The organism is Hymenobacter lucidus (assembly GCF_020447265.1).
Lineage (GTDB): Bacteria > Bacteroidota > Bacteroidia > Cytophagales > Hymenobacteraceae > Hymenobacter > Hymenobacter lucidus.
Genome location: NZ_JAJADR010000002.1, coordinates 34,519 through 59,440, shown reverse-complemented (window position 1 = coordinate 59,440; position 24,922 = coordinate 34,519). Strand labels below are relative to the sequence as shown.

General features: G+C 61.1%; 14 protein-coding genes. 3 read left to right on the top strand and 11 right to left on the bottom strand.

Features of this window, described 5'->3' with window-relative positions:
• Positions 1 to 128: 128 nt before the first annotated feature.
• The 3 genes from LGH74_RS07010 to LGH74_RS07000 form a co-directional block, all read right to left on the bottom strand.
• Positions 129 to 3,110: a heparinase II/III domain-containing protein gene (locus LGH74_RS07010; protein WP_226173846.1), complete on the bottom strand. Its 2,982-nt coding sequence runs from the start codon at positions 3,108 to 3,110 to the stop codon at positions 129 to 131.
• A gap of 142 nt (positions 3,111 to 3,252) precedes the next feature.
• Positions 3,253 to 3,555: a hypothetical protein gene (locus LGH74_RS07005; RefSeq protein ID WP_226173843.1), complete on the bottom strand. Its 303-nt coding sequence runs from the start codon at positions 3,553 to 3,555 to the stop codon at positions 3,253 to 3,255.
• Positions 3,556 to 3,620: 65 nt separating this feature from the next.
• Positions 3,621 to 4,097, bottom strand: coding sequence for a nucleoside deaminase (locus tag LGH74_RS07000; RefSeq protein ID WP_226173836.1), 477 nt, complete (start codon positions 4,095 to 4,097; stop codon positions 3,621 to 3,623).
• Between the two features lie 225 nt (positions 4,098 to 4,322).
• Here LGH74_RS07000 and LGH74_RS06995 point away from each other — a divergent pair, with 225 nt between their 5' ends.
• Complete coding sequence (locus LGH74_RS06995) at positions 4,323 to 6,221, top strand: CHRD domain-containing protein (protein ID WP_226173834.1); 1,899 nt, start codon at positions 4,323 to 4,325, stop codon at positions 6,219 to 6,221.
• 404 nt (positions 6,222 to 6,625) lie between these two features.
• The gene (locus tag LGH74_RS06990; protein ID WP_226173832.1) at positions 6,626 to 7,219 is read left to right on the top strand and encodes a DUF4202 domain-containing protein; all 594 of its coding nucleotides are present in this window, start codon (positions 6,626 to 6,628) and stop codon (positions 7,217 to 7,219) included.
• Here the strand turns inward: LGH74_RS06990 and cobA are convergent.
• The 8 genes from cobA to nirB all read right to left on the bottom strand — a co-directional run bounded on the left by cobA (position 7,216) and on the right by nirB (position 19,552).
• Positions 7,216 to 7,983 carry a uroporphyrinogen-III C-methyltransferase gene (gene cobA, locus LGH74_RS06985; RefSeq protein ID WP_226173830.1) on the bottom strand — a complete coding sequence of 256 codons (768 nt, stop codon included), beginning with the start codon at positions 7,981 to 7,983 and terminating at the stop codon, positions 7,216 to 7,218. The genes LGH74_RS06990 and cobA overlap by 4 nt on opposite strands.
• Entirely contained in the window at positions 7,976 to 8,701 is a 726-nt protein-coding gene (locus LGH74_RS06980; RefSeq protein ID WP_348532987.1) for a precorrin-2 dehydrogenase/sirohydrochlorin ferrochelatase family protein, read from the bottom strand. Before LGH74_RS06980 ends, cobA begins: the two co-directional genes overlap by 8 nt.
• 51 nt (positions 8,702 to 8,752) lie before the next feature.
• A complete protein-coding gene (locus LGH74_RS06975; RefSeq protein WP_226173829.1) occupies positions 8,753 to 10,255 on the bottom strand; it encodes a rubredoxin in 1,503 nt (500 codons plus the stop codon).
• A gap of 14 nt (positions 10,256 to 10,269) precedes the next feature.
• Positions 10,270 to 13,788 carry a nitrate reductase gene (locus tag LGH74_RS06970; RefSeq protein ID WP_226173827.1) on the bottom strand — a complete coding sequence of 1,173 codons (3,519 nt, stop codon included), beginning with the start codon at positions 13,786 to 13,788 and terminating at the stop codon, positions 10,270 to 10,272.
• A 34-nt stretch (positions 13,789 to 13,822) separates the two neighbouring features.
• A complete protein-coding gene (locus tag LGH74_RS06965) occupies positions 13,823 to 15,151 on the bottom strand; it encodes an MFS transporter (RefSeq protein ID WP_226173825.1) in 1,329 nt (442 codons plus the stop codon).
• Positions 15,152 to 15,205: 54 nt separating this feature from the next.
• A complete protein-coding gene (locus LGH74_RS06960) occupies positions 15,206 to 16,495 on the bottom strand; it encodes an alginate export family protein (RefSeq protein WP_226173823.1) in 1,290 nt (429 codons plus the stop codon).
• 47 nt (positions 16,496 to 16,542) lie between these two features.
• Entirely contained in the window at positions 16,543 to 16,899 is a 357-nt protein-coding gene (nirD, locus tag LGH74_RS06955) for a nitrite reductase small subunit NirD (RefSeq protein ID WP_226173821.1), read from the bottom strand.
• Positions 16,900 to 17,047: 148 nt separating this feature from the next.
• The gene (gene nirB / locus LGH74_RS06950) at positions 17,048 to 19,552 is read right to left on the bottom strand and encodes a nitrite reductase large subunit NirB (protein WP_226173819.1); all 2,505 of its coding nucleotides are present in this window, start codon (positions 19,550 to 19,552) and stop codon (positions 17,048 to 17,050) included.
• A 708-nt stretch (positions 19,553 to 20,260) separates the two neighbouring features.
• On the opposite strand from nirB, the gene LGH74_RS06945 reads away from it, so the two are divergent.
• Positions 20,261 to 24,751, top strand: a complete 4,491-nt coding sequence (locus LGH74_RS06945; RefSeq protein ID WP_226173817.1) for a DUF7619 domain-containing protein — start codon at positions 20,261 to 20,263, stop codon at positions 24,749 to 24,751.
• Positions 24,752 to 24,922 lie beyond the last annotated feature (171 nt).

Below are 24,922 nucleotides of genomic sequence, written 5' to 3'. Positions count from 1 at the left end.
GCCCCGAGTCATGCAGATGGCCCGGGGCTTTTGCTTTGCAGCAACGGTCGACGTTTTAACAGTGCCCACACGTATGCGTGCGGGTAATTAAGAGCTGGCAACAGGCAACAGGAAGCTATTTACGCGGCTTATAGCCCAAGCAGTACCTTCTGGCCTTTGCCCACCGCGTGGCCGGCTGCATCGGTAGCCCGCAGGAAATATAGGCCGGGTGCCAGGCTGCTGACGTTGAGCTGCACTGCCCGCCGCATGCGCTGCCGTAGCACTGTGCGGCCCTGCTGATCCGTCAACTGCAACTGCAAATCCTCCTGGTCGGCCGGCCCGGAGTAGGAAACCTGGAGAAAGTCGTGGGCCGGGTTGGGGGCTACCGTCAGTGCTGCCCGGGCGGGGCTGGCTGCCAGCGCCACGACGGGCGAATACGTGAATTTGCCGTCCGTATCCAGCTGTTTTAATCGATAGTACGCTGGCCCGGCGGGAGCGGCTTCGTCCACAAACTGGTAGCGCCGGGTGGTGGTGGAATTAATGTTGCCCGCTACGAAGCCAATTTCCCGGAAACCGGTTTCCGGCGCAATGCGGCGCTCCACGACAAAGCCGCGGTTGTTGTGCTCCGAAGCGGTTTTCCAGGCCAGCTGCACGGTGTTTTCCTGCCGCATACCGGTAAAAGCGGTCAGCTCGACGGGCAGCACATTACCATTCGGTACGGCCACGCTCACCCGGAAGTCGGTGGCCTGCGTGAGCGTAATGCTGAGCTGTTGGGTAGTGGCATCGTAGCGGAAGGCGGCCACGCCGGCACCCGTGACGGCCGTGGGCGCACTGCTAAGCGCCACGGTGAGCGTAGTAGCGCGGCTGATATAGCCGGCGTAGGCGGTGGCATCGGTGCGCTGCCAGGCCACGGTGGCCCGCCGGGCCGATTGGAGGACGGTTAAGTTTCCGTAGCGCAACGTAGTGCCTTGTTCCAGGAAAAGCTGAGCGAAATTGCCGGCCAGGTCCGTTGAGTAAAAGTTAACCAATCCATCGGCCTGCACAGCTTGCGGGAGCAGGCTGCCGGTATCAGTCGTCAGCACGGTATCGGCCTGGGCAAAGGCGACGTCCCGGAAGTCGGTAGTAGCGGCCAGGGCGGCAGTAGAGGCGGTGCTGGTGGTGGTAATAACCGGGGCATCGGCCGTAAAGGGGTAGAGGGCCGCCAGAAACTGCGTTTGGGCCGCGCCGCTTTTGCGCACAAGCAGCGTGGTGTGCTTCTCCGACACGTTGTAGGTCAGCTCGTGGCGGTTGGTGGCTTTGGCGTAGGTGCTGGCCCCGCCGGTGGCCGTTACGTGGGCCTGCAGCGCCGCCCCGTTTTTCCGCCAGATTCCCTCGTGGCCGGTCAGTATATCGGTGAAGCTGCCGGTGGCGGCCGGGCCATTTTCGAGGCCGTAGCCGTGCAGCTGCCAGGTATACGTGTGGGCCGCGCTGGCCCGCACGAAGTCGGCTAGCAGGAAGTAGCGGTTGCGGACAAAAAGCGTTTTGCGCGTGATGCTGGCCGTTTGGTACGTCGTCTGCACTTCGCCGTAGGTGAGCTGGCCAGTCTGGAAAGCATTGCGAATAGTGGCCGGCGCATCGTTGGGCGCGCCGGGCGTACCAATGGCGGGGCCGGCATTATCCACCAGCAGCATATTGTGGTTGGTAGCCTGGCCCAGCGAGTCGCGGCGGCCGTAGCTGAGGTAGCCCGGGTCGAGGGCCAGCAGCTGACCGTGAGCATAGAGCTGAAAGCTGCCGGCATCGGCCTGGCTGTGGCCGCCCGAGTTGGTATGGGCCGTGCCGCTTTTGCCGTACACGTGCAGGTAGCTGGCCAGGGAGTCGTTGCCGGAGCGGAAAATCAGGTTGCCGCTCTGAGGCAGAGCCGTCAGTGCGGGCAGGGTGGTAGCGGTAGGCAGTAGGTTGGCCGCCAGGTATGCAGCCCGCATGTCCACCGTGGCGTCGCGCAGCTGGGCCGAGAGGGAGTTGAGCTGCCGGCTCGACAAGTTGCGTAAATACAGTGGCTTCACGTAGCGGCTTTTGCCAGTGAGGGCCAACTCGGGCATGGCCATGTCCACATAGGAATCTTCGAGGGCGGGCAGGCGGCCGTCGGGTAGCAGAATGGCCGTAATCCAGTCGTAAAGCTGGTCATAGCGCGGGTCGAAATAGGGGTTGCGGATGCCGCGCGTGGTCCCGCCGAAGTTGTAATTCAAGGTGGTATCGGGTAGGAAATTGCCCATTGCCCGGAAAAACGGCAGACAGTTCAGAAACGCGTATTTGAAATAGTAGGGCCCTTCGGCATAGCCCGCCACGGCCGTCGGGTCCGACTGCCGCTGGGCGTCCTGCCACAGTACGTTGTCGATATTGAACAGGCCGTGGTTGATCCAGGAAGTGGGCCGTCGGCTGACGTAAGTGGCGCTGCCCACGTCGTTGAGCACCACGGCCGCCATACCCAGTGCGGCGGCCGTCATCAGCGTGTGGTTGTTCTTGACCTGCTTGTAAAACTCATAGCTCAGAAACGAAACCGGCTTAAACGGCTTCACCGATTGCGAATCGAGGTGGCCGGCAAACTCCTGCAGCCGGCGCTTGCCCAGGGCCAGGGAGTTGTCGGTTTCGCCGGCACCGCGCAGCAGGTCGTAGGCTATCAGATAGTCAATCAGTTCTTTGGAACGCCACTGCCACTCGTTGTAGGAGGACGGATTGCTCAGTGTGGCAAACACTTCTACGTTGGTGTTGATACTTTCGAGTAGCGTTTTGGTAGTGGCAATCAGGGCCGCTTTTTCCTCGGTGGGCAAAGGACTAAGTGCGCCGTCAGCCGATTTACGCTCCAGCAGCACCACGAAAGCCGCGTTTTTGGCAAAAGTGGCCCGGGCCCGGCGGCCATCGGCAGAGGTATTGTCGGCAGCAGGCGCGGCTTCGACGCTCTGATAGAGGCCGGCGTACAGGGCCTGGGTTGCGGGCCGGAGCAGCGCCGCCTGCACCTGCGGAATAGCGGCGGCCTTTAGCAACGTGCGTGGGTACGACAGGTCGGCCCCCGGCGGGTACCAGCTGCCGGTTTGGGCCGCGGCGCTGTGAAGCAGGAAGAATAAAAGAAATAGGGTAGTGGATAGCTGTTTCAAAAGCGACGCTACAATTGTGACTATAGCAACCAGCAAGGCTTTTCAAAGCCCATAAATGCTGGTTAGATAATATTTTAGCGTCGCGAATAGTTTCGCACTGTTAGGGTAATAAATAGTGATTTTCCAAGTCGAGCTGCTCCGCCTACTTCGTGGAGGGCATTACGTTGCCAGCCGAGTCGGCAAAATACACGGCCGTTACTTCCTCCTTGTTGCCGGGGCTACGCTCCAGCTCGAACGTATATTCCACGGTGTAGCCGCTGCGGTTGCGGCCCTCGGCGTCTTCCTGGTGGCCGCTGTGGGCTTCCGAGTGAATGGGCTTTACGCTGCTGCCCACCTGCTTTTGCACGTATTGCTCCACGGCCGCAATGGCCTTCTGCTCTTCGGGCGTGGTAGCGCAGGCGGCCAGCAGCAAACTCGCGGCAGCAATCAAAAAGGAGTGTTTCATAGCCCTGAATATAGCAAAAGGCCCCCGGGGAGGCCTTTTGTGAGGAAAAATATACTGCGAGAAGCTTAATATTCAGTTTTGCCTTCCTTGCTTTCCCAGGCCCGGAAACCGGCCAGCGCCTCGTCGCGCAGTAGCTGGGTCATCGGCAGCTGACGCTCGGTCATGGGGCGGTCCAGCTCTTCGTAGATAAACTGGTCGTCGAAGCCGATGGAGGCGGCGTCCTGCTTGGTGTTGCCGTAGAACACGCGGCGCGGCCGGGCCCAATAAATAGCGCCCAGGCACATGGGGCAAGGCTCACAGCTGGTATATAGGTCGCAGTCGTCGAGCTGGAAGGTGCCCAGGGCGGCGCAGGCCTTGCGAATGGCATCGACCTCGGCGTGGCAGGTGGGGTCGTTGGTGCTGGTCACCTGGTTGAAGCCGTGGGCAATGATGCGGCCGTCTTTGACCACCACGGCACCGAACGGACCACCGTGGCCGGCTTGCATTTTTTCAATTGAAAGGCGAATGGCTTCGCGCATGAATTCGTCGCGGGGAGCTTCCATAGGAGAGGAGAGTAGGAGGGAAAAGCCCGCAAGGTACGACCAATGGGCCGCTTTAATCAATAACTTAGCGGGCCGCACTTGGATAAGACAAAGTATCCAAAAAATAATATAACCCATTTTCTCCGTTTCTGTTAGCTTGAGAAGCAACCTAATCAGTTGGTAACACGAATAGCTGAAGAGGTATCTTCACACCAGGCCTTTTTCATTCACCTTAACCCCTTTATCATGCGTAAACACGTTACCCTTTTTTTAACCGGCTTACTGCTGCTTGCCTCGGGCATAGTACGAGCCGACCACCTGCGGGCACATCTGCTGCTGTCGGCCAAGTTGGAAGGTGCTCAGGAAGTACCGGCCGTTACGACTTCGGCCAAAGGCGTGGCCAGCTTCACGATTAACCCTACGCGGGATACGCTCTTCATTACGGCCTCCTTTACCGGCCTGAGCGGCCCTATCACCGGGGCACACGTACACCTGGGGGCGCGGGGCATTGCCGGGCCTATCGTTACCAGCTTGGAGCCGATGCTGAGAGGCAACCGCATGCAGGGCTTCCTGACCGGAGCTAACTTCGACGTGGCCAAACGGCGCAAATACCTGCTCGGTGGCTATTACATCAACGTGCACACGGCAGCCAATCCAAATGGGGAAATCCGGGGCCAGATTGAGCTGGAGAAAGACTATGCCTACATCACGCAGTTGGGCGGTGCTACTGCCGTGCCCGCCGTTACGACTACGGCTTCGGGCTTCGGTGTATTTTCCCTGTCGCAGGATAAAACCAAAATCAAGTTTCAAACCGTTGTGCGAGGCCTGAGCGGCGCTGCTACCGCTTTCGAGCTGCGCAATGCCACGGCTACTACGGCCGGCACCTCCGTGCTGAGCCTGACTTCTTTCCGTGACCCCAACAACCCGAACGTTATCAGCGGCGAAATTGCAGTGACGCCAACGCTACTTACCGCTTTTGAAGCCGGTACGCTGTATGTCAACGTAGTAACGGCGGCCAATGCCGGGGGCGAAATTCGCGGCCGGGTCTTCCAGGACCGGGCTTATATCAACTTCGATGCCCGCCTTGACAGCGCCCAGGTAATTGGGGGACGTTTTTCGCCGGCCAAAGGCATTGCCGTGCTCCGGCTCAGCCCCACGCTCGATTCCATGTTCGTGTTTGCCACTTACTCAGGCCTGACTGGGCCCGTAACGTCGGCTTTGCTGTATTCTTCGCCGGTAGGGCAGGCCAATACGCCCGCTTTGCAGGCTACCAACGAACTGGTTAGCCTGATTCAGAATGACTTTCTGGGAGTGCTGTTTACCGGTCTGAATGCTGGTAACGGGGCGCTGAGCCGCAACTTACTGGCGGGCAACATCAACCTGCAACTGGCTACGGCCGCCCGGCCCAACGGCGAAATTCGGGGCCAGGTATACCGGCTGGCGCGTGAGGGCTACACTTTCGCTATGGGCGGAAATCAGGAAAAGCCAACTCCCGTCAGCTCGCCCGGTTACGGCTCCGGCCTGGTATCCATCGACCGTGACCAGAGCAACGCGCACTTTATGCTGTCGTGGGGTGGCCTTACGGGTCCGGCCCAGGCTGGGCACTTCCATACCGGCCTCATTACGCAGGCAGGCCCGGTTGTATTCGAGCTTACCCCGTTCTTCGACAACACTACCGCCCCCAGCAATGCAGAAGGCTACTGGCAGGCTACCGGCAACGGTGCTCCTAACGCCGCCCGGCCCTTCACGGCCCGCCGCTCCCTGCAGTTCCGCCGCGACAGTATGTATGTGAATCTGCATACGGCGCAGTTTCCCGGTGGCGAAATTCGGGGGCAGGTGCTGCGTGGCGCCAAGGACCTGAGCTTCGTGCTGAGCACTTCCTCCATCGTTAAAGCCGAAACGTTTGCCGCGTATCCGAATCCTTTCCAGGATGCCTTTACACTGACTTTCGATGCCCGCTCTATGGGCACCGGCACCGTACAGATTGCTGATCTGGTAGGGCGCACTGTGTTAAATGCTCCGATTCAAATCCGCTCGGGTGCCAACCGTACCCAGTTGAATGTGCCGCAGCTGAACGCCGGCGTATACCTGGTGACGCTCGAAGTTGGAGGCGCCAAAACCATCACCCGCATCCTGAAACAGTAAAGGCCACCTTTGGCCTGCACGCTCTGTAAATGATATCAGCAACCTACACCTACCCTTACGGAAGCACTATAGCATTGCGGCGCCATTGAGACTAAATCGTCTCAAAATTTAGCTTGTTGGCGAAAAACCTAAAAAGGTTGCTTGTTGGCAGAAAATAAATGGATCCTGGCACACGAATTGCTAAATGAATTTCGAAAGAATAGTTTTTTAGGTGTTTTGGTTGTGGAAAAGGGGACGTCGTATCGGCGTCCTTTTTTTATGCCTTATAGCCAGTGAATTATGTGTGTACTGCCTGCCTGCTTAGGTCATTCATCGGGCTTGGTTGGTTATTCCTGGCTCAGCCTGTTCTTTTGCTTCCCAGACTCTTTATCGGGTTCTGATACGCATTGCTTACTTTTCCTTGTATGGATTCATTACCGAACCGCTTTCAGGCTGCCTTGGAAAAGTTTGACGCCGCCAATGCCCAGGACCCCAACCAAGAAACGGATACCGCCGGCCGCCATTGGCCCAAGGAGCTGCTCTACAGCCACCGCATGAGTGCCTGCCTGGCCCGCGTAGCCCCCGAAGCCCCCGAAACCCTGCAGCTGGCGGCCCGCGGCCAGCACCTCTGTCGCTGGGCCATTCCGCGCCACGACTTTCCGATGGACCGCGCGGGCTACCACCAGTGGCGCAATACGCTCAAGAAATACCACGCCGAAGTGGCCGGTCGGCTTTTAACCGAAGTGGGCTACGACGAAGCTACCATTACCCGGGTGCAGGCCCTAGTGCAAAAGCAACAGCTTGCGCACGACACAGAGGTGCAGCTGCTAGAAGATGTGGTTTGCCTGGTATTTCTGGAATACTACTTTCTGGATTTTGCCCGGCAGCACCCCGAAGAGAAAGTTATTGACATTGTGCAGAAAACCTGGCGCAAAATGACTCCGCAGGGCCATGCCCTGGCCCTGGAGCTTGCCTTGCCGGCAGAGGCACAAGCTCTGGTGGCCAAAGCGTTGGCCTAAGCTGAGCCTGCCATCGGCACGGTATGGCCCAGGCCTACCACCCCCCCGATAACAATCAGGGCCGGATAGGTAATCTGCTGGCTGGCTACCAGCGCCGGCAAGTGGCGCACCGGCCCAACGGCTAGCTTGCGCTGCGGCAAGGTAAGATGTTGTACTACGGCGGCCGGTGTGTCGCCTTTGCCCATTTCGCAGTAGGCGGCGGCAATTTCGGCGGCTTTTTTCAGGCCCATATAAATCACCACGGTGGAGTTGCTCTGCATGGCCAGGCGTAGGTCTACCGACAAGGAGCCGTCCTTTTTGGTGCCCGTGACCATCCAAACACCTTCACTCACGATGCGGTGGGTGAGGGGAATGTCTTCGGAGCCCAGGGCCTGCATGCTTGAAATGCCCGGAATGTAGTGCGTCGCAATGCCGTGGGCCCGGGCAAACAGGATTTCTTCGAAGCCGCGCCCGAAGATGAATGGGTCACCGCCCTTGAGGCGGATGACGCGGCCCCGAGCCCGGGTTTTTTCCAGAATCAACTCGTGAATGGTTTCCTGGGGCGTGTAGTCGCCGTAGGGCTTTTTGCCCACATACAGGCACTCACAGCCGGCCGGGGCCAGAGCCAGCAGCTCCTGATTGGCCAGGTTGTCGTAGAGAATGACGGCGGCGGTTTGCAGTATGCGGTAAGCCTTGAGCGTGAGCAGCTCCGGGTCGCCGGGGCCGGCTCCCACCACGTATAGCTCCGGCACCACGCCAATGGGTTTTTCCTGCCTGCTACTCAAGGGGTTGATCTTTGAGGGCAGGAGAAGAAAGCAGGGCCTGCACCTGCACGGCGGCCAGGGCCCCGGCGGCCAGCAAGGCGCCCAGGGCCAGGCGGCGCCAGCGGCGCGTGGCTGGTACTTCGAAGCTGGGGCCGCCGGCCAGTCCGGCCGTTACTTCGTTTAGGGTGCGGACCTTGGTGGCAAAGTCGCCGGCGAGCTGCTGCCGGATGGCGGGCATCTTCTGCAGCACCGCGTCGAGCTCGTCGGGCAGGGCTTCTTCCAGCACGGCCCGCACCCGCTTGGCCACCGTGGGCGACTGGCCATTGGTGGAAACCGCAATTTTCAGCGCCCCTTTCTGCACCACCGATGACAAGTAAAAGTCGCACAGCGGGGGCGTGTCAGCCACGTTTACCAGCAGGCGGCGGCTCCGGGCGGCTTGTTTAATGCGGGCGTGCAGGGCCGGGTCGTCGGTGGCGGCAAACACGATGTCGGCTTCGTCGAGCAGGGCATCGGTGTAGGGCTCTTCGCGCAGCTGCACCGTTGGGAAGCGTGCGGCCAGCTCCCGCAGCGCGGGCAGAAAGGTGATGCTAACGACTGTGACGGCTGTGGCCGGGCTGCTGCGCACTATAGCGGTGAGCTTTTCCAGGCCCACATTACCGCCGCCCACGAGCAGCACCCGCAGCTGCTCCAGCTTGAGAAATACTGGAAAAAGAGGATTGACAATGGGTGGGGGAAGCATGGATAAAGGATTGGTAAAAAATCAAAGGGAAAAGGCTGTAAGCCGAACTGTTTACGTCGCCGCGCCAACGAAGCTCAACTCTGCGGCTACTGGCTCTTCCCAGAGCTCAAACGCTGCTGCCGGCGCTTCACAGGTCGGGCAGTGGTAGTCGGGCAGGGCGGCCCAGGGCGTGCCCGGCGCCACGCCTTGGCTGGCGTCCCCATACACCGGGTCGTAAACCGTTAGGCAACGGCGGCAACGCGGTAGGGGCTCAGCAGCTGGCAGCGGGTTTTCAGCCGGAGGCAGCGCGGCTGCCGCAGTTTCCGGCCGGGTTTCGGACCCGAGCTGGGCGTAGAACTGGTGGCAAAGCTCAGCCAGATACCAGCCCAGCATATCGGGGCGCACTTGTTGGCGGAACAGCACAAAGTCGCGGGAATTGGGGTTGAAGTCGCGGGTGTGCAGGATTTCGTACTGCTCGGCTCCGTTTCGCCCCGGTTGGGTGCGGATAATGATGGAGCCGAAAAGGCCGGTTTGGGGCCGGGTTTTGATGGCAAAGCAGAGCTGGTAGGTGCGCACGTCTTCCTCGTGGAGGTAGCGCACCAGTTCATGCTTGAGGGCCAGGCCGGGAGGGCAATTATCCTCGATTTGCCAGTTTAGCTCGTTGGCCGCGTGCCGCACATTGATGCGGTGGCGGCAGAGCACGGCGTCCCACTGCGGCCTGTTGGTCGGAGTAATTCCTTTTATAATCAACGACTTCCAGGGGGTGGTGCAGAGCTGGCCCACGCGCGTGAGCAAGCACACGCGGCCCAGATCCTGCAGGAAAGCCACCGAAAACTGCTCATTGCGCCGGTAAATACCCAGCCACAAGTGTTGCCCGCTGCGGTTGAAACCCTCGTAGTACGGCAGCATAAAGGGTGGCAGCGCCAGCGGCCCGGCGGTTACCCGTGGCCCCAGCGGCTGGGCCGGGCTGACTTGGGCGTAGAGCCGCGCGCCGGCCGTAGCCAGGTCGGTGGCAAACTGCCCGGCCGCGGCTAGCAGAACCCGCTCTAGGGCCGCACTCAGCACCGGCACGTCCTCGGAATACACCAGGTGTGGCCAGGCGTAAAGGTGACCGGAGCGGGGAAAGCGCACGTGCAAGTGCCAGTAGTTGCTGGTTTCGGCGGCAATGAAATTCAGGTGGCCGGTAAAAAATGGCACGAACGTCTGCCGGCTGTCAACCAGGTTTATTTTCAGCCGGGGCCGGTAGTCGAACAAATCCAGGATGTCCTTGTACACGCCTTCCCGCAGCCAGGCCGCATTGTAGAATACATCCTCACCCACGTAGGAACTCACGATGTTGGGATGGGCTTCCGGGTCGGGCTCGGCCAGCACCCCAGCCGCGGCCAGTGCCTGCAGCAGGGCACGGCGCCGGGTTGGTTCCACGGTGAGCAGCAGCTGCTGGCGGTGCCCCAACTGTACCTGCTCGATGCCGGCGGCCTCGGCCGCTGCCAACACGGCCAGCAGGTCGCCAGCCGGCACGATGCCGCCGGGCAGGTTTACGGCTACCAGAGAAGAGGAGGAATCGGGTGAGGTCATGGAAGTTGGGCGATTCAAGTAGTGGCGGGCACCAGAGCGGCCAGCTCGGCGGCCAGAATTTGTTGCACCTCGGGCCGGCAGGAGCCGCAGCCGGTGCCCGCGCCGGTGGTGGCGCACAGCTCCTTTAGCGTTTCGCAGCCAGCCCCAATGGCCTGGCGCAGATTGTCCTGGCCCACGTTGTTACAGCTGCACACCAGCTTGCCCAGCACCAATGGCGCAGGGCGGCCACTGCGCAGCAGCTGCAGGCGTTTGTCGTTAAGCTCGGTTTTGCCCTCAATCAGCGCCCGGAACTCCTGAAACTCGGTTTTGTCGCCGATGAGAATGGCGCCCACCAGCCGGTCGTGGTGCACAATACATTTTTTATAGTAGCGCCGGGCCTTGTCGATAAAGGTGATTTCCTCGTAGCTGTCATCTCCGGCGGGGCACTCGGGCAGGCCAATGCTGCACAAATCAAAGCCGTGAATCTTGATGATGTTCATAAAGGTGCTGCCCCGGTAAAGGCTGCCTACGTCGCCGCTCAGGTAGCGGGCCACCACGGCAGCCTGCTGCTCGGCCGCAGCCGTGATGCCGTAGAGCGTGCCTTCGAACTCGGCAATTTCGCCCAGGGCAAACACGCTCGGGTCGGAGGTTTGCAGCCGCTCGTTTACCACCACGCCGCGGCGGCACTCCAGGCCGCACTCCCGGGCCAGCTCCAGGTTGGGCACCGTGCCAATGGCCAGCAGCAGCGCGTCGCAGTCGAGGCGCCGGCCGCTTTTCAGGCCCACACCGGTTAGGCGCGTGCGGCCATAGAACAGTTCCACCTCGTCGTTGAAGTACAGTTCGCAGCCCTGGTCCACCATTTCTTCCTGCAGCAACTGGCTACCCAGAGCATCGAGCTGCCGGTCCAGAAAGCGGGAAATGCGCTGAATGATGGACACCCGCACGCCAGTTTCGCGCAACGACGCCGCCATTTCCAACCCCAGCAGTCCGCCACCCACAATCACGACGTGGGCATTTTGGGCGGGTAGGTGGGACTTAAACGAATCCGCGTCGGGGCGGCTGCGCATGGTGAAGATACCGGGCAGGGCGGGCACATTGCGCGGCACGGCCGCCCGGCTGCCGGTAGCCAGCAGCAGCACGTCGTAGTCGGTGCGCTGCCCGCGGGAGTCCACCACGTACTTCTCGACCCGATTCACTTCTTCCACGCTCACACCCCGGCGCAGCTCGATATGGTAGTCCGGCTCCTCGTCGTCGCGCATTTTTACCAGCTGCTCCCAGTGCTGGTGGCCGCTGATGTAGTCGGGCAGCATCACGCGGTTGTAGAACGGAGAATTTTCCTTGCTGAAAATGGTGATACTGTCGTCCTGGTTCAGCTCCCGGTAGGCCTGCACGAAGCCAAAGGCGCCGGCGCCGGCGCCTACCACCACGATGCGCTGCCGGGGCTTGCAGTATTTAGTCAGCTGCACGGCGCAGAACTTGAAGTCGGGCTCCTTGGAAACGGGGTCCACGGCGCCGGAAGTCACGTTGTTGGCGCGGTGCAGGTCGGAGCCTAGCAGCTTGCCCCAGTGCATGGGCAAAAACACCACACCCGGCCGGATGCCCGCACTCAGCCGCGCGGCCACCCGTACCTCACCCCGCCGCGAGCTGACCGTCACCAAGTCGCCCTCGGCCACCTGCAGCGCCGCCGCATCCTGCGGGTTCAGCTCGATGAAAGCCTGGGGAATATGCTGGCGCAGCTTACTGACTTTGCCCGTCTTGGTCATTGTGTGCCACTGGTCCCGGATGCGGCCAGTAGTCAGGATAAAGGGGAAATCCTCGTCGGGCATTTCACTGCGCCCGGCCACGGCCACCGGGTGAATCCGGGCCCGGCCCGAGGGCGTGTAAAACTGTCGGTCGGTGAACAAGCGGGGTGTACCGGTGGTGGCGGCGCCAGCTTGGTAGGGCCACTGTACCGAGCCGCGCTGGCGCAGCACCTCGTAGGTCAGGCCCGAAATGTCCAGCGTAGTGCCGGCCGTCAGACGGGTGTGTTCCTGGTAAATAGCCTCGGTTGTCGGGAAGTCGAAGCCGGCAAAACCCATCTTTTGGGCGAAGCGGCAGATAATTTCGGCATCGGGTAGGGCTTCGCCGGGCGCGGCCACTACCCGGGGCAGGTAGCTGATGCGCCGCTCAGAGTTAGTCATGGTGCCTTCCTTCTCGGCCCAGGCCGCGGCGGGCAGGATGACGTCGGCGTAGGCTAGGGTTTCGGGCTTGGAGCTGATGTCCTGCACCACCACGAACCTGGCTTTGGCCAGGGCTGCCTCGGCCTGGCGCACGTTGGGCAGGCTGGTTAGGGGGTTGGTGCAAATAATCCAGATGGCCTTGAGCCGGCCGTCTTCCAGGGCTTCAAACATTTCGGTGGCCGTGAAGCCGGGCTTCTCGGAAAGTGGCCCACTGCCCCAGAACTGCTGCACTTCGGCCCGGTGCGCGGGGTCGGCCAGGTTGCGGTGAGCGGGCAGCAGGTTGCTCAAGCCACCGACTTCCCGCCCGCCCATGGCGTTGGGCTGGCCAGTGAGAGACAGTGGCCCCGCGCCGGGTTTGCCGATCTGGCCCGTTAGCAGGTGCAGGTTCAGCAAGCTCAGGTTTTTGTCGACGCCCACAGCGCTCTGGTTCAGGCCCATGGTCCACATCGACAGAAACGCTTGGGCCGAGCCGATGTAGCCGGCCGCCAACCGAATATCGGCCTCGGCCACCCCGCACAGCCGGGCCGACTCGGCCACGGTGCGTTCCAGGATGATGGCGCGGTAAGCTTCAAAACCCTCGGCGTGCTGCTCGATAAAGGTCATATCCAGGTCGCCATTTTCGAGCAGCACCCGGGCCAGGGCCTGGTGCAGTACTACGTCGGTGCCGGGGATGAGCTGCAAATGCACGTCGGCCAGGGCGCAGGTGTCCGTCACGCGCGGGTCCACGACGATGATTTTGGTGGCCGGATTGGCTGCTTTGTGAGCTTCCACCCGGCGCCACAGAATAGGGTGACACCAGGCTGGGTTGGCCCCGGTGACCAGCAGGCAGTCGGCCAGCTCGATGTCGTCGTAGCACACCGGCACGCTGTCTTCGCCCAGAGCCATTTTGTAGCCCACCACCGCGCTGCTCATGCACAGGCGGGAATTGGTGTCGAGGTTATTCGAGCCGATGAAGCCCTTCATCAGCTTGTTGATGACGTAATACTCTTCGGTCAGGCACTGCCCGGAGGCGTAGAAAGCCACCGAATCGGGGCCGTACTGCTCAATGAAGGTTTTGAACACGGCGGCCGTGCGCTCCAGGGCTTCGTCCCAGCTCACGCGCTGCCGCGGGCGACTTTTGCTGTAGCGCATCTGCGGAAACAGCAGCCGGTCAGTCCGGTCATTAACGGTGTACTGCAGATTCAGGCCCTTGCTGCACAGCGCCCCGCGGTTCACGGGGTAGTCGGGGTTGCCCGTCACGGTCACGTCGCCGTTCTTTTCCGGCCTGACTAGTACCCCGCAGCCGACGCCGCAGTAGCAACAAGTGGAAGGGACGGCGGGGGAAGTCAGGGCCATAGCTACCGGGGAGTGAGTCAGAAAAACCGTTGGCCTACGCGCCGGCCAGCGTCAGCGGGGCTTCGGCAGTAGTTTCGGGTGCCGCTTCCCCTATTTCCCGGCGCACCAGGCGCACGAGCAGCACCAGGCCGCCCACGGCCGCCACCCCGATACCGATGTACAGGAAAGCTGTGCTGTAGCTAATGGAGGCCGATTTGAACAGGAACCCGACCAGCATGGCACCCAGGTTGCCGCCCGCGCCCACCACGCCGCTCACGCTGCCCAGGGCCTGCTTGTTCACAAAGGGCACAATGGAATAGGTGCAGCCGTTAGCCATTTTCAAAAACAGGGCAAACCCCAGCATGGCGGCAATGGCCAGCGGCAAACTCGGGGCTAAGGCAAACAAGGCAATGCCCACACCTTCGAGCACCAGCAGCCCGCTCAGCAGCAGCCATTTGCCCTGCATACCGTAGGCTCGCCCGGCCTGGTCGCTTACCCAGCCGCCCAGGCCGCGGGCGAAGATGTTCATGAACCCGAAGATGCCGGCCAGCAGCCCGGCCATAACCAGCGTGGCCCCAAAATGGTCGACAAAGTAGACGGCGGCCACGTTGTCGATGGTGATTTCGATGCCGAAGCAGGCGCCGTAGGCTAGGGCCAGCACCCAAGTCCGGGAGTCGCGCAAAGCCAGCAGGAATGTGCCTTTAGGCTTCACCGCCGACTCGCGCGGAATATTGGCGTAGTTGCCGCGAGGCGTATCCTGGGTGTATTTGTAGTAGAGCCAGGCCATTACGAGCAGAACAATGCCGGGCACCACCATAGCCGGGCGCCAGGAATTAGCTTTGTCCACGTACCCCAGCGACACGAAAGCAGCGGCCACCAGGGGCATTACCATATTGGCAATACCGCCGCCGAGGTTGCCCCAGCCGCCAGCTACGGCGTTGGCCGTGCCCACCACGTTGGGCGCAAACATCATCGAGGTATGAAACTGGGTAATGACGAAAGACGCCCCAATGATGCCGATGGCGAGGCGAAACAGCAGGAAGCTTTGGTAGCTGTTGCTCAACCCGATAAGCATCACCGGTAGGGCGCCCACTACGAGCAGCAGGGTGTAGGTCAGCCGCGGCCCGAGCGTGTCGCAGAGCTTGCCGATAACCAAGCGGGCCAGAATCGTAGCCGACACCGAGGCAATGACAATGTTGCCGATCTGGCCTTTGTCGAGGTGGAGCTGGTCGCGCACCAGGGGCATGAGGGGCGCAATGCCAAACCAGCCGAAAAAGCAGAAGAAAAATGTGAGCCAGGTCAGGTGAAACGTGCGCATCTGCACGCCTTTCCCGGAGAAAATAGCGAGCTTATCCAGCGGCCGGGCACTCAGTGATTCTTCCATGTCGACGGGGTTTGGAGGTGAAGTTGACAGCGCGTAGTAGCGCGGGAGGCGCGCTTAGTTTTTGAACAGGACGGGCTTGAAGGTGAGCATGGCCCAGGCCCACTGGTTGTGCGGCTGCCCGGCGCGCCCTTTCAGCGCATCGAGCGAGGCCGTGGCCAGCAAGTGCGAATAGCCCAGCTTGAGGTTAAAGTCCGGACTCACGTTGGTACTGAGCTGCACATCCAGCTCCTCGCCGAGCCGGCTGCTCAGTGCCTGCTCCGTCGTACCCGGCGCATACACCGCGGCGGCCGCCTCGAAGTGGTGCAGATGTGCCAGCAGACTGGTTTTGGACGCCAGCTTGAAATTGGTTTTCAAGTAGAAGTCCACCAAGCCGGCCGTCCGGCCATTCTGCCCGTGGTTGTTGCCCACGTAGAAGTAGTCCATGTGGCCGTAAAAGGCGTGGTTGGTGCCGTAGAGCGGCACAAAAGCCTGGTTGCGGGAGTCGGTAGCATCAGAGCCCGACAGATAATCCAGGCCCAGGGTGAGCGGAGTGAACTTGGTAGCCAGCGTCACGCTGCCTGCCGCCAGGTAGGCCTGCACGGCCCGGCCGGTGGCATCGTAGCCGGTTTGGTAGTACGCTTCCGCCGTCAGGGTGGCCCGGCCGGCGGTAGCCTCGCCACTCAGGCCGTAGGTTTGCCGGTAATAGGTGGTCGAATCGGGACGCTGCCGGCCGTCGTTGAAAAACAGGGCCGAAAGCTTGCCGCGGGTCCAGTCTTTGTGCAGCCACAGGTACTCCATTGATTTGTAGTTGTCCACGCCACCGTAGTAGGTGTCGGAGAGCTTGGCGGGCTCCGGGGAAAACGACTGGTTGAATCCCGCCCCGCCGTGCACGGCGAAGCCTGAGCTATCGGCATACAGGAGCTTCAGTGCGTCGTGGCTGCGACCCTGCTGGGCCCAGTCGAGCCCACCCAGAAACCGGGCGTTGTCGTAGTCGAGCACCTGCCGCCCCACCCGCACGGCCAACCGGGAGCTTAACCGGTACTGCCCGTAGGCTTCGAACACGTTGAACAGGTTGGGGTCTGATTTATACACCTGGCTGGTGCTGCCCCAGATGCGCACGTCCTGCACCGACAGCCGCACGCTTACCTTCTCACGGCCATAATCCAGGTTGAGGCGGGAGCGTTGCTCGACGAAGAAAGCCGGCTTTTCGCGGGGCGTGTTCACCGTCCGGAACCCGTCGCGCAGCTCGGTCCGCGGCCGGATTTCCGCCGACACCACCACTTGCCCCACCGCCACCGGGCCGGGCAGCAGCGCCACCACCAACGCTACCCAAGAAAGTCTATTCGCAGTACAGTTCTCGGGCATACTAAGTGGTTAGCGGTGAGTAGGCAATGAATTCAGTAGCAGTTGTCTTACCCAGCTTCCAGGCCAATGAACACCAGGCCATTTTCGACCTTAATCGGGTAGGTCCGGATGCTGCACTCGTCGCCGTTCAGGCACTCACCCGTGAGCAGGGAAAAGGTGCGCTTGTGAAACGGACAGGCAACTTTGGGCTCACAGGCCTCGCCGGTGCTGCCAATCATGCCCCGGGCCAGGGCCATCTGCTGCTTGTGCGGGCACAGGTTCTGGGTGGCGTACCACTCGCCGCGGCGGGCAAAGTTGAAAATGGCAATCTGCTCGCCTTCCACCAGGGCGCAGGCCCCGCCGTCGACCGGAATGTCGGCGGCCTGGCACACGGCCACCCACGCTACGTCAATAACAGTTTCCATCGTTTCTGGGTCTGTTGAAAAGAATTTGGGCGGCGAATGAGCAGTGCTGCAACACCACCCACCGCGCCCGTTTTGCTCGTTGGTATTCCATGCTGCCCCAGGCTAGGGCAGCTACGGCTCAGGTCTTGGAAAATGCTTTTTGGACGCTTTACCATGCTTTCACAATCTTCTGGCCCCGCACTGGCTCAAACTCAATCGAGGGGTCTTTAAGCGTGGGCGCATTCACGAAGTGGGTGAACTGCCGGCGCAGCTCGGGGTTTTCGACCACCTCGCGCCACTCGCAGTGGTAGTTCTGAATGAGCAGGGCCATTTCCGCTTCCAGCTCGGCGCAGATGCCCAGACTGTCGTTGATGACCACGTTTTTGAGGTAGGCCAGGCCGCCCTCCAGCTTGTTGAGCCAGGTAGCGGTGCGCATCAGTGGGTCGGCGGTTTTGATGTAGAACATCAGGAACCGGTCGAGGTAGCGCACCAGGGTTTCCTTGTCCACGTCGGTAGCCAAGAGCTGGGCGTGCTGGGGCTTGGCGCCGCCGTTGCCGCACACGTACAGGTTCCAGCCTTTCTCGGTGGCAATGATGCCGAAGTCCTTGGCCTGGGCCTCGGCGCACTCCCGCACGCAGCCGCTCACCCCGCTTTTGAGCTTGTGGGGGGAGCGGATGCCCTTGTAGCGGTTCTCGATTTCGATGGCCAACGACACGCTGTCGTGCAGCCCAAACCGGCACCAGGTGCTGCCCACGCAGCTCTTCACCGTCCGCAACGACTTGCCGTAGGCGTGTCCGCTCTCGAAGCCGGCGTTGATGAGCTCCTCCCAGATATCGGGCAAGTCGCTCACGTGGGCCCCGAACATGTCGATGCGCTGCCCGCCGGTAATCTTGGTGTAGAGCCCGTACTTCTGGGCCACGTGCCCGATGACCATGAGCTGCTCGGGCGTTACTTCGCCGGCCGCAATGCGCGGTACCACTGAGTAAGAGCCGCCCTTCTGGATGTTGGCCAAATACCGGTCGTTGGTATCCTGAATGGTGTTTTGCTTGATAATCAGATCATTCCATAGGCCCGACAGGATACTGCCGATGGCGGGCTTGCAGGTTTCGCACCCGTCGCCCTTGCCGAAGTGGTCCAGCGCCGCGTCGTAGGTGCGGATGTCGTTGATTTTGAGCAGGTCGAACAGCTCCTGGCGGGAGTAGTCGAAATGCTCGCACAGTACGTTCTTGATGTAAGCGCCCTGGGCCTTGAGCGTACCCTGAATCAAGTCCTTGACTATGGGTACGCAGCCCCCGCAACCGGTGCCGGCTTTGTTGCACTTCTTCATGCCCTCCACCGTCGTGACGCCCAGCTCGGTGACGGCCCCGCAGATAGCGCCTTTGGTAACGGCCTCGCAGGAGCAAACCAGGGCCTCATCGGGTAAGCTCAGCACGCCCGCACCTTCATTGGCTTCGCCCCCGCGGGCTCCCAAAATCAGGTCTTCGGGGTGGGGCGGCAGCACGATTTTGTTGTTGACGGTCTGCAGCAGCAGGTTATAAGCCTCCGCGTCGCCGATGAGCACGCCGCCCAACAGGTATTTGCCGTCGGGGCTGATGTTGATGCGCTTATACACACCGCTATGGGCATCCTCAAACACGATAGAGCGACTGTGGGGCTCGGCAATGAATGGGTCGCCGAAGCTGGCCACGTCCACGCCGATAAGCTTGAGCTTACTGCTCATGTCGTAGCCCGTAAAGGCGCGGGCCCCCTGGGTCAGCTGGCTGGCAACAACCTCGGCCATATCGTAGCCGGGAGCCACCAGACCGTAGATCATGCCCCCGTGCAGGGCGCACTCCCCGATGGCAAAAATGCGCGGGTCGCTGGTTTGCATTTCATCATTGACCACGATGCCGCCGCGCAGACCTACTTCCAGGCCGGCCAGTTTGGCCAACTCGTCGCGGGGCCGGATGCCGGCTGATATTACCAGCATGTCGACCTCCAGCACGGAGCCGTCGCCGAAGTGCAGCGCGTTTATTTTATCCTCGCCGCCGATGCTGGCGGTGGCCTTACTCAGGTGAATAGTCAGACCGAGGGCTTCGAGCTTGGTTTGCAGCATCTGGCTGCCGGCCGCGTCAATCTGCCGGGGCATCAGGCGGGGGGCAAACTCAATAACGTGGGTTTCGGGCACGCCCAGATCAAGCAGGGCTTTGGCCGCCTCCAGTCCCAACAAGCCGCCCCCGAGCACGGCGCCCCGCTTGGCGGTAGCCGCGTAAGCCTTGATTTCCTCCAGGTCCTCGATGGTGCGGTACACCATGACGCCAGCTTTTTCCACGCCGGGAATGTCGGGTACGAAGGCCGAGGAGCCGGTGGCCAGCACCAGATAATCGTAGGGCTGCACTAAGCCGCTGCGGGCGTGTACCGTTTGGCTGACCCGGTCAATTTCTTGTACCGCGTCGCCCAGATGCAGGGTGATGTGCTGGTCGTGGTACCACTGCAGGGGAGCCATCAGCAGGTCGTCGGCCGTCTTGCCCGCGAAGTATTCGCTCAGATGGACCCGGTCGTAGGCCACGCGGGGCTCTTCGCCGAAAACAACCAGATTGAAGGCCGGGGTTTTGGCGAGGAGCTTCTCGCAAAACTTATAGCCAACCATGCCATTGCCAATGACAACGACGGTAGGAACGGGCTGCGGTACCATACGACCAACGGGGTTAGGAGGACATCATCAGACAGGCTAAAAAGTGGGTGGGGCAGAAAGAGCGGGAAGCATCAGATAAACTAAATTAAAAATGATGCTATTCTGACAATACGCCTTTTGTTAAAGGGGGTAATTGCCTGTGTTATTGCAATTGTAGTCATAAACACCCTGAGTTCAAAGGTATGTCTGCAATATTTAGTGATTTTTAACTGAAAAGCACCTTGTTTACAAGGGTGTGCTGTTTGCTATTATCAGGCCTTGTCAATGGCAGGAAAGTAAAGACGTACCAAGATGTACGAATGCTTCGGGACAGGGACAGAGTAGGTTGTTTGCTGGCGCTACTGTTTCCGGTACGTCTCAAATTTGCGGCTGGCCCCGGCGGGCACTTGCGCTTAAATCAGCGCTACCGGCTGCACGTTCGCCTCGATTCTGGGCATCGGGTCGAGGAGAAGCTCCAGTTACTTTCCTTGGGCAGCACCTTTCACGGGCACAGAAGTCCGAAGGCCCGCATTTTCCCATCCCGGCCTTTGAGTTGACACTAAATGTGCAGCCGGGTGTAACCCGCTGTGAAGTAGAAGTTCGTCGGGCCTGGCGTAGCGTCTGGTAACGCTATTCACCTAAATTTGCCAGCGGGGTCAACAACGGGGCCGTCAGAGCCGGCTGCTACCCGGTGCAACGTGTGCCCTTATACGCTATTGAAAGCCTTCTATGAGAAAACTTTTACTTCTATCCTGTGTGCTGGCGACGTTTACTACGGCTAGTGCCCAGCTCCGCAACTTCCGCCTCGAGCGTATGCTTGGCACGCCGGTAGACTTCCCGCAGGACATTCAGGTGAGCTCAGCCGGCGTTGTACACGTGCTGGACCGGGTGGGGTTGGTGAAGCTCGATGCCACGGGGCGCTACCAGCAAACCATTCCGCTCCGTTCGGCTACGCGCACCCCCGACTACCGTGCCCTGGCCCTGGATGGGCAGAGCAACGTCTTTGTCGTAAACCGGGCGCAGTCGTTTGTGCGCAAGTACAGCCCCGCCGGTGATTCGCTCACGCAAATCGGCCAGGCCGGCACGGCGGTGGGGCAGTTTCAGCAGCCCGAGGGAATAACTGTAGACGCGGCCGGTAACATTTACGTGGCCGATACCGGCAACAACCGCCTGCAAAAGCTGAATGCCAGCGGGCAGGTGCAGTGGGTGTATGCCCCCGGCGGAACTCAGGCCCTGGTGCAGCCGTCGGATGTAAAAGTCGCTCCCGATGGCAGCGTGTACGTGTTAAACAAGAACTATACTGCCGTCAAGCTGAACGCGGCCGGGCAACTGCTCAGTACCGTATCATTGCGCTTCACGGGGTCGGTAAATGACCAGACGATAGGGCTTGAAATCGACGCGGCGGGTAACCTCTACGTCGTCAGCTCGCGGCTGACTGCCGTGCAGCGCTACGATGCCCAAGGGGTGCATTTAGGGGCTTTTGGCAGTGGTAGCGGCTCATTCAACGGCACGCACGCGGCTCTGGCCCTCGATGGCACCGGCTACGTGTACGCCCTGGATGCCTCCGACCGGGAGCAAAGCATCAGTACCATTCGCAAGCTGAGTTCTACTGGCGCTCAGCTGGGAAAATGGGGCAACGAAAGTGTATTCGGCGGCCGAATGCGGCAGGACGAGGCCGGTAACATCTATTATCTCGACCAGAAACAGCCCCGCATTGTCAAGATTAACCCCGCCGGCCAGCAAGTAGCCACCTTTGGTACCGCTGGGCAGGGTGATGGGCAATTCGGGATGCTCACCAGCTTTGCCGTCGACTTGTACGGCAACGTGTATGGGCTAGAAGGCCAGGGCTACCCACCCCGCGTGCAGAAGTTTGACCCGCAGGGCCGCTTTATCAGTAAAATTGCGCTGCCCAACCCCCAGACCAACTCCAACGGCTACTGGCCCACCGACCTGGCCGTGGATGCCGGCGGTAACGTGTACGTGCTCGATTATTACAGCGCAGTCCGCAAATACAATGCGCAAGGGCAGATGGTGCAGATGATTGGGGCGGGGGGAAGTGGCAGTGGGCCCGGTCCCGGCCAGTTCTACGCGCCGCGCGGGGTGGTGCTGGATTACCGCGGCAACATCTATGTATCGGACGGCGCGGGTAGCCGCGTGCAAAAGTTCAACCCTGCCGGGCAGGTTGTCCGCGAGTTTCTCTCGATGTTTCCTCCTTCGTTTCAGGGTTCCCCTTCGTTGTCGCCCGGGGATGCGGGCCTGGCCGTAGATGGAGCCGGCAACGTGTACGCCAGCGTTGGTAAGGACAATTACGTCACCATGTTTGAGGGCAATAGTACCCGGCAGGTGAAACTGGTAGTGGGGGCTAGCCCTTCGGTCATTACCGTCAATCAAAGCGGCACCCGGCTGACGACTGCCCGGTGGGCCCATGATGTGCTGCGGTTTTACAGCCCTACCAACCGCCCCCCCGAAAACCTGCTTACTGGCAAAGTATTCAATGATCTGAACAACGACTGCGTGCAGCAATCCAACGAGCCAGCCATGCCGAACATGGTGGTAGTGGCCGAGCCGGGTAGCGCTTACGCTCTTACCGACGACAACGGCAACTACTCGTTAGCTCTGGATACCGGGGCCTATACCGTGCAGCAACTGCTGCCCCCGCCCCAGACCGGCCGGGTAATAGAGGAGTTGTGCGCCGGCCCGGCCGCGGTTTCTTTCCACTCGTACGGCAACGCGGCAAGTGGCCCCGATTTTGGGAATCAGGTCAGCACCGCGCCGCATCTGACGGTAAGCGTGGCTTCGAACCGGCGGCGGCGCTGCTTCCAGAATACTACGGCCGTCAGCTACGCCAACACCGGCTTTGCCGCCGTGCCAAATGCTACTGTGACGGTAGCCCTGCCCCCGGAAGTCATCTTCGTGCGGGCCGATATGCCGCACACCCTGGATGCGGCGGGCAATTACGTATTTCGGGTGGGGGCACTGCAGCCCAACCAGCGCGGCACTATCACCATCCAAGACTCGGTGGTGTGCGGCAATCCGGCTCTGCGTGGCCTGACCGTATGCACCCGCGCCTGGATCCGGCCCGTGAATACCTACCCAGTACCTTCGGGCTGGAACCGGGCATCTATGGCCGTTAGGGGACAGGTAACGGGCAGCAGCCAGGTGCGCTTCGTGGTACGCAACCAGGGTAGCGGGGCCACTACGGATAGCCTGGGGCTGCGTATTTTTCAGGATGCCGAATTGGCGATGATGCGCAATATTTCCCTGGCCGCGGGCGACAGTGTAGTGTTGCGCTGGACTGCTGCCGGGCCGGTAGTGCGGGTAGAAGCCGACCAGCCGGCCAATCATCCGTACGGTCCGATGGCGAGTGCTACCGTAGAACTGGCCGCCTTGCGTACCAACAGCCTGCCCAGCACGGCTATGGAATCCATGTCGCCCGGCGACCCGGAACCAGAGGTAGCGGAAGACTGCCAGCCAATTCTCGACTCGTACGACCCCAACGACAAGCGGGTGGTGCCGCAGGGGCGCACTGCCCAGCACTATACGCCCACCACAGAGGCGCTGCGGTATCAGATTCGCTTCCAGAATACGGGCAACGACGTGGCCTACCAGGTGGCTGTGGTCGATACGCTTTCTGCCGACCTCGACCTCCGTACGCTGCAGGTTGGCGCGGTGTCGCATCCCTATCGGATGACCATTTCCGGTCGGCAGCGCCCGATTGTCACCTTCACGTTCCCCAACATCATGCTGCCCGACAGTGCCAGCAACCCGGCGGGCAGCAATGGCTTTGTGCAGTTTAGCATCAAGCCCAAAGCGGCCTTGCCCGCCCGTACCCGCATCGACAACTTCGCCGACATTTACTTTGATTACAACGAGCCCGTCCGGACCGACACTACCACCAACCGCATCTATGACATGCCGCTGAACGTGGTGCCGGCCGTAGCCCTCAGTTACCCGGAGGTGTTGGCCTCGCCCACCATTACTGCCCTCGCACCAGCTCAAGGCCGTTTCGGAACTCTGGTTACGCTCACGGGCAGCAAATTTTCCCCAACTCCCACGAGCAACCGTGTCATGTTCAACGGCGTAGCGGCGTCCGTGCAAAGTGCTACCGCTACCACCCTCACGGTGCGGGTACCGGCCGGCGCCACCACCGGCACGCTTACGCTGACGACAACCGACGGCGGGACGCGCAGCAGTAGCTTCACCGTGTTTCAACCGCCTACGCTCACCAGCGTGACGCCGGGAGAGGGGCAGCCGGGTGCCGCCGTGACCTTGACCGGTACCCACTTCTCAGCTTTAACGGCGCAGGACACCGTCACCTTCAACGGAATTCCGGCCCGGGTACTTCAGGCTACCACCAGCGGCCTGCAGGTAGAAGTGCCTACGGGCGCCACTCTCGGCAAAATCAGAATACGAACCTTGGGCGGACAGGTGGAAAGCGCGCAGTCCTTTATGGTCTGGTATCCGCCTACCATCAGCAGCACCCTGCCGGGGCGGGCCCATACCGGCGCTACCGTAGCCTTGACCGGGACGCACTTTGCCGACGCACTTGCGCGGAATGTAGTTACGTTTGGGGGCGGGCAAGTTGGGCAAGTGCTTCAGGCGTCGGCCACCCGCCTGGTGGTGAAGGTGCCCACGGCCGCGCAAACCGGGCCCGTTCAGGTGCAAACGCCCGGCGGCCAGACCACTACGGCGACGAGCCTGGTAGTTATTCCGGCGCCGGTTATTACCAGCTTTAGCCCGGCGCACGGCCCCGTTGGTACAGCCGTTACCATCATTGGGCGCAACTTCCGGGAAGAAGGCCTGAATGACACCATTCTGTTTGGAGGGCTTACTGCCCGCGTTGTACGAGCTACTGCTACCAGCGCGGAAGTAGTCGTGCCCCGGGGGGCCAGCACGGGCACCCTGACGGCGGCGGGTGCCGGCGGCCGAGGGCAGTCGGGAGAAGTGTTCAGCGTAAGTGCCCTGCCGCTAAACGAGGCGGTTGCGGTGTATCCAAACCCCACGCACGACAAAGTGACCATCAGCTGGCGGCAGGCCGACTTTGTCGTTCAGCAGGTGCGCATTTACAACACCATCGGTGGTCTGGTGGCCACGGAAGTGGTATCCTCGGCAACCTCAGACGAGCTAACCATACCATTAACGCACTGCCGGGCCGGCGTTTACGTAGCAGTTATCGATACACCTGCCGGCAGGGTGGTAAAACGCATTACCCTGCTGTGAAAATAAAGCCGCATCCCGCCGTTGGTGCGGGTCTGTTGCTGCAAGTCAGGCGCAAAACTCGTAGCGGTCCGCCAAGACCGTCCGCTTCAGTGGACGGTCTTGGCGGACCGCTACGCTGTAGCTGCCGCCCCCAAATCTGGGAAGCGGTACCCCAGTAAGGGCCGGTGGTAG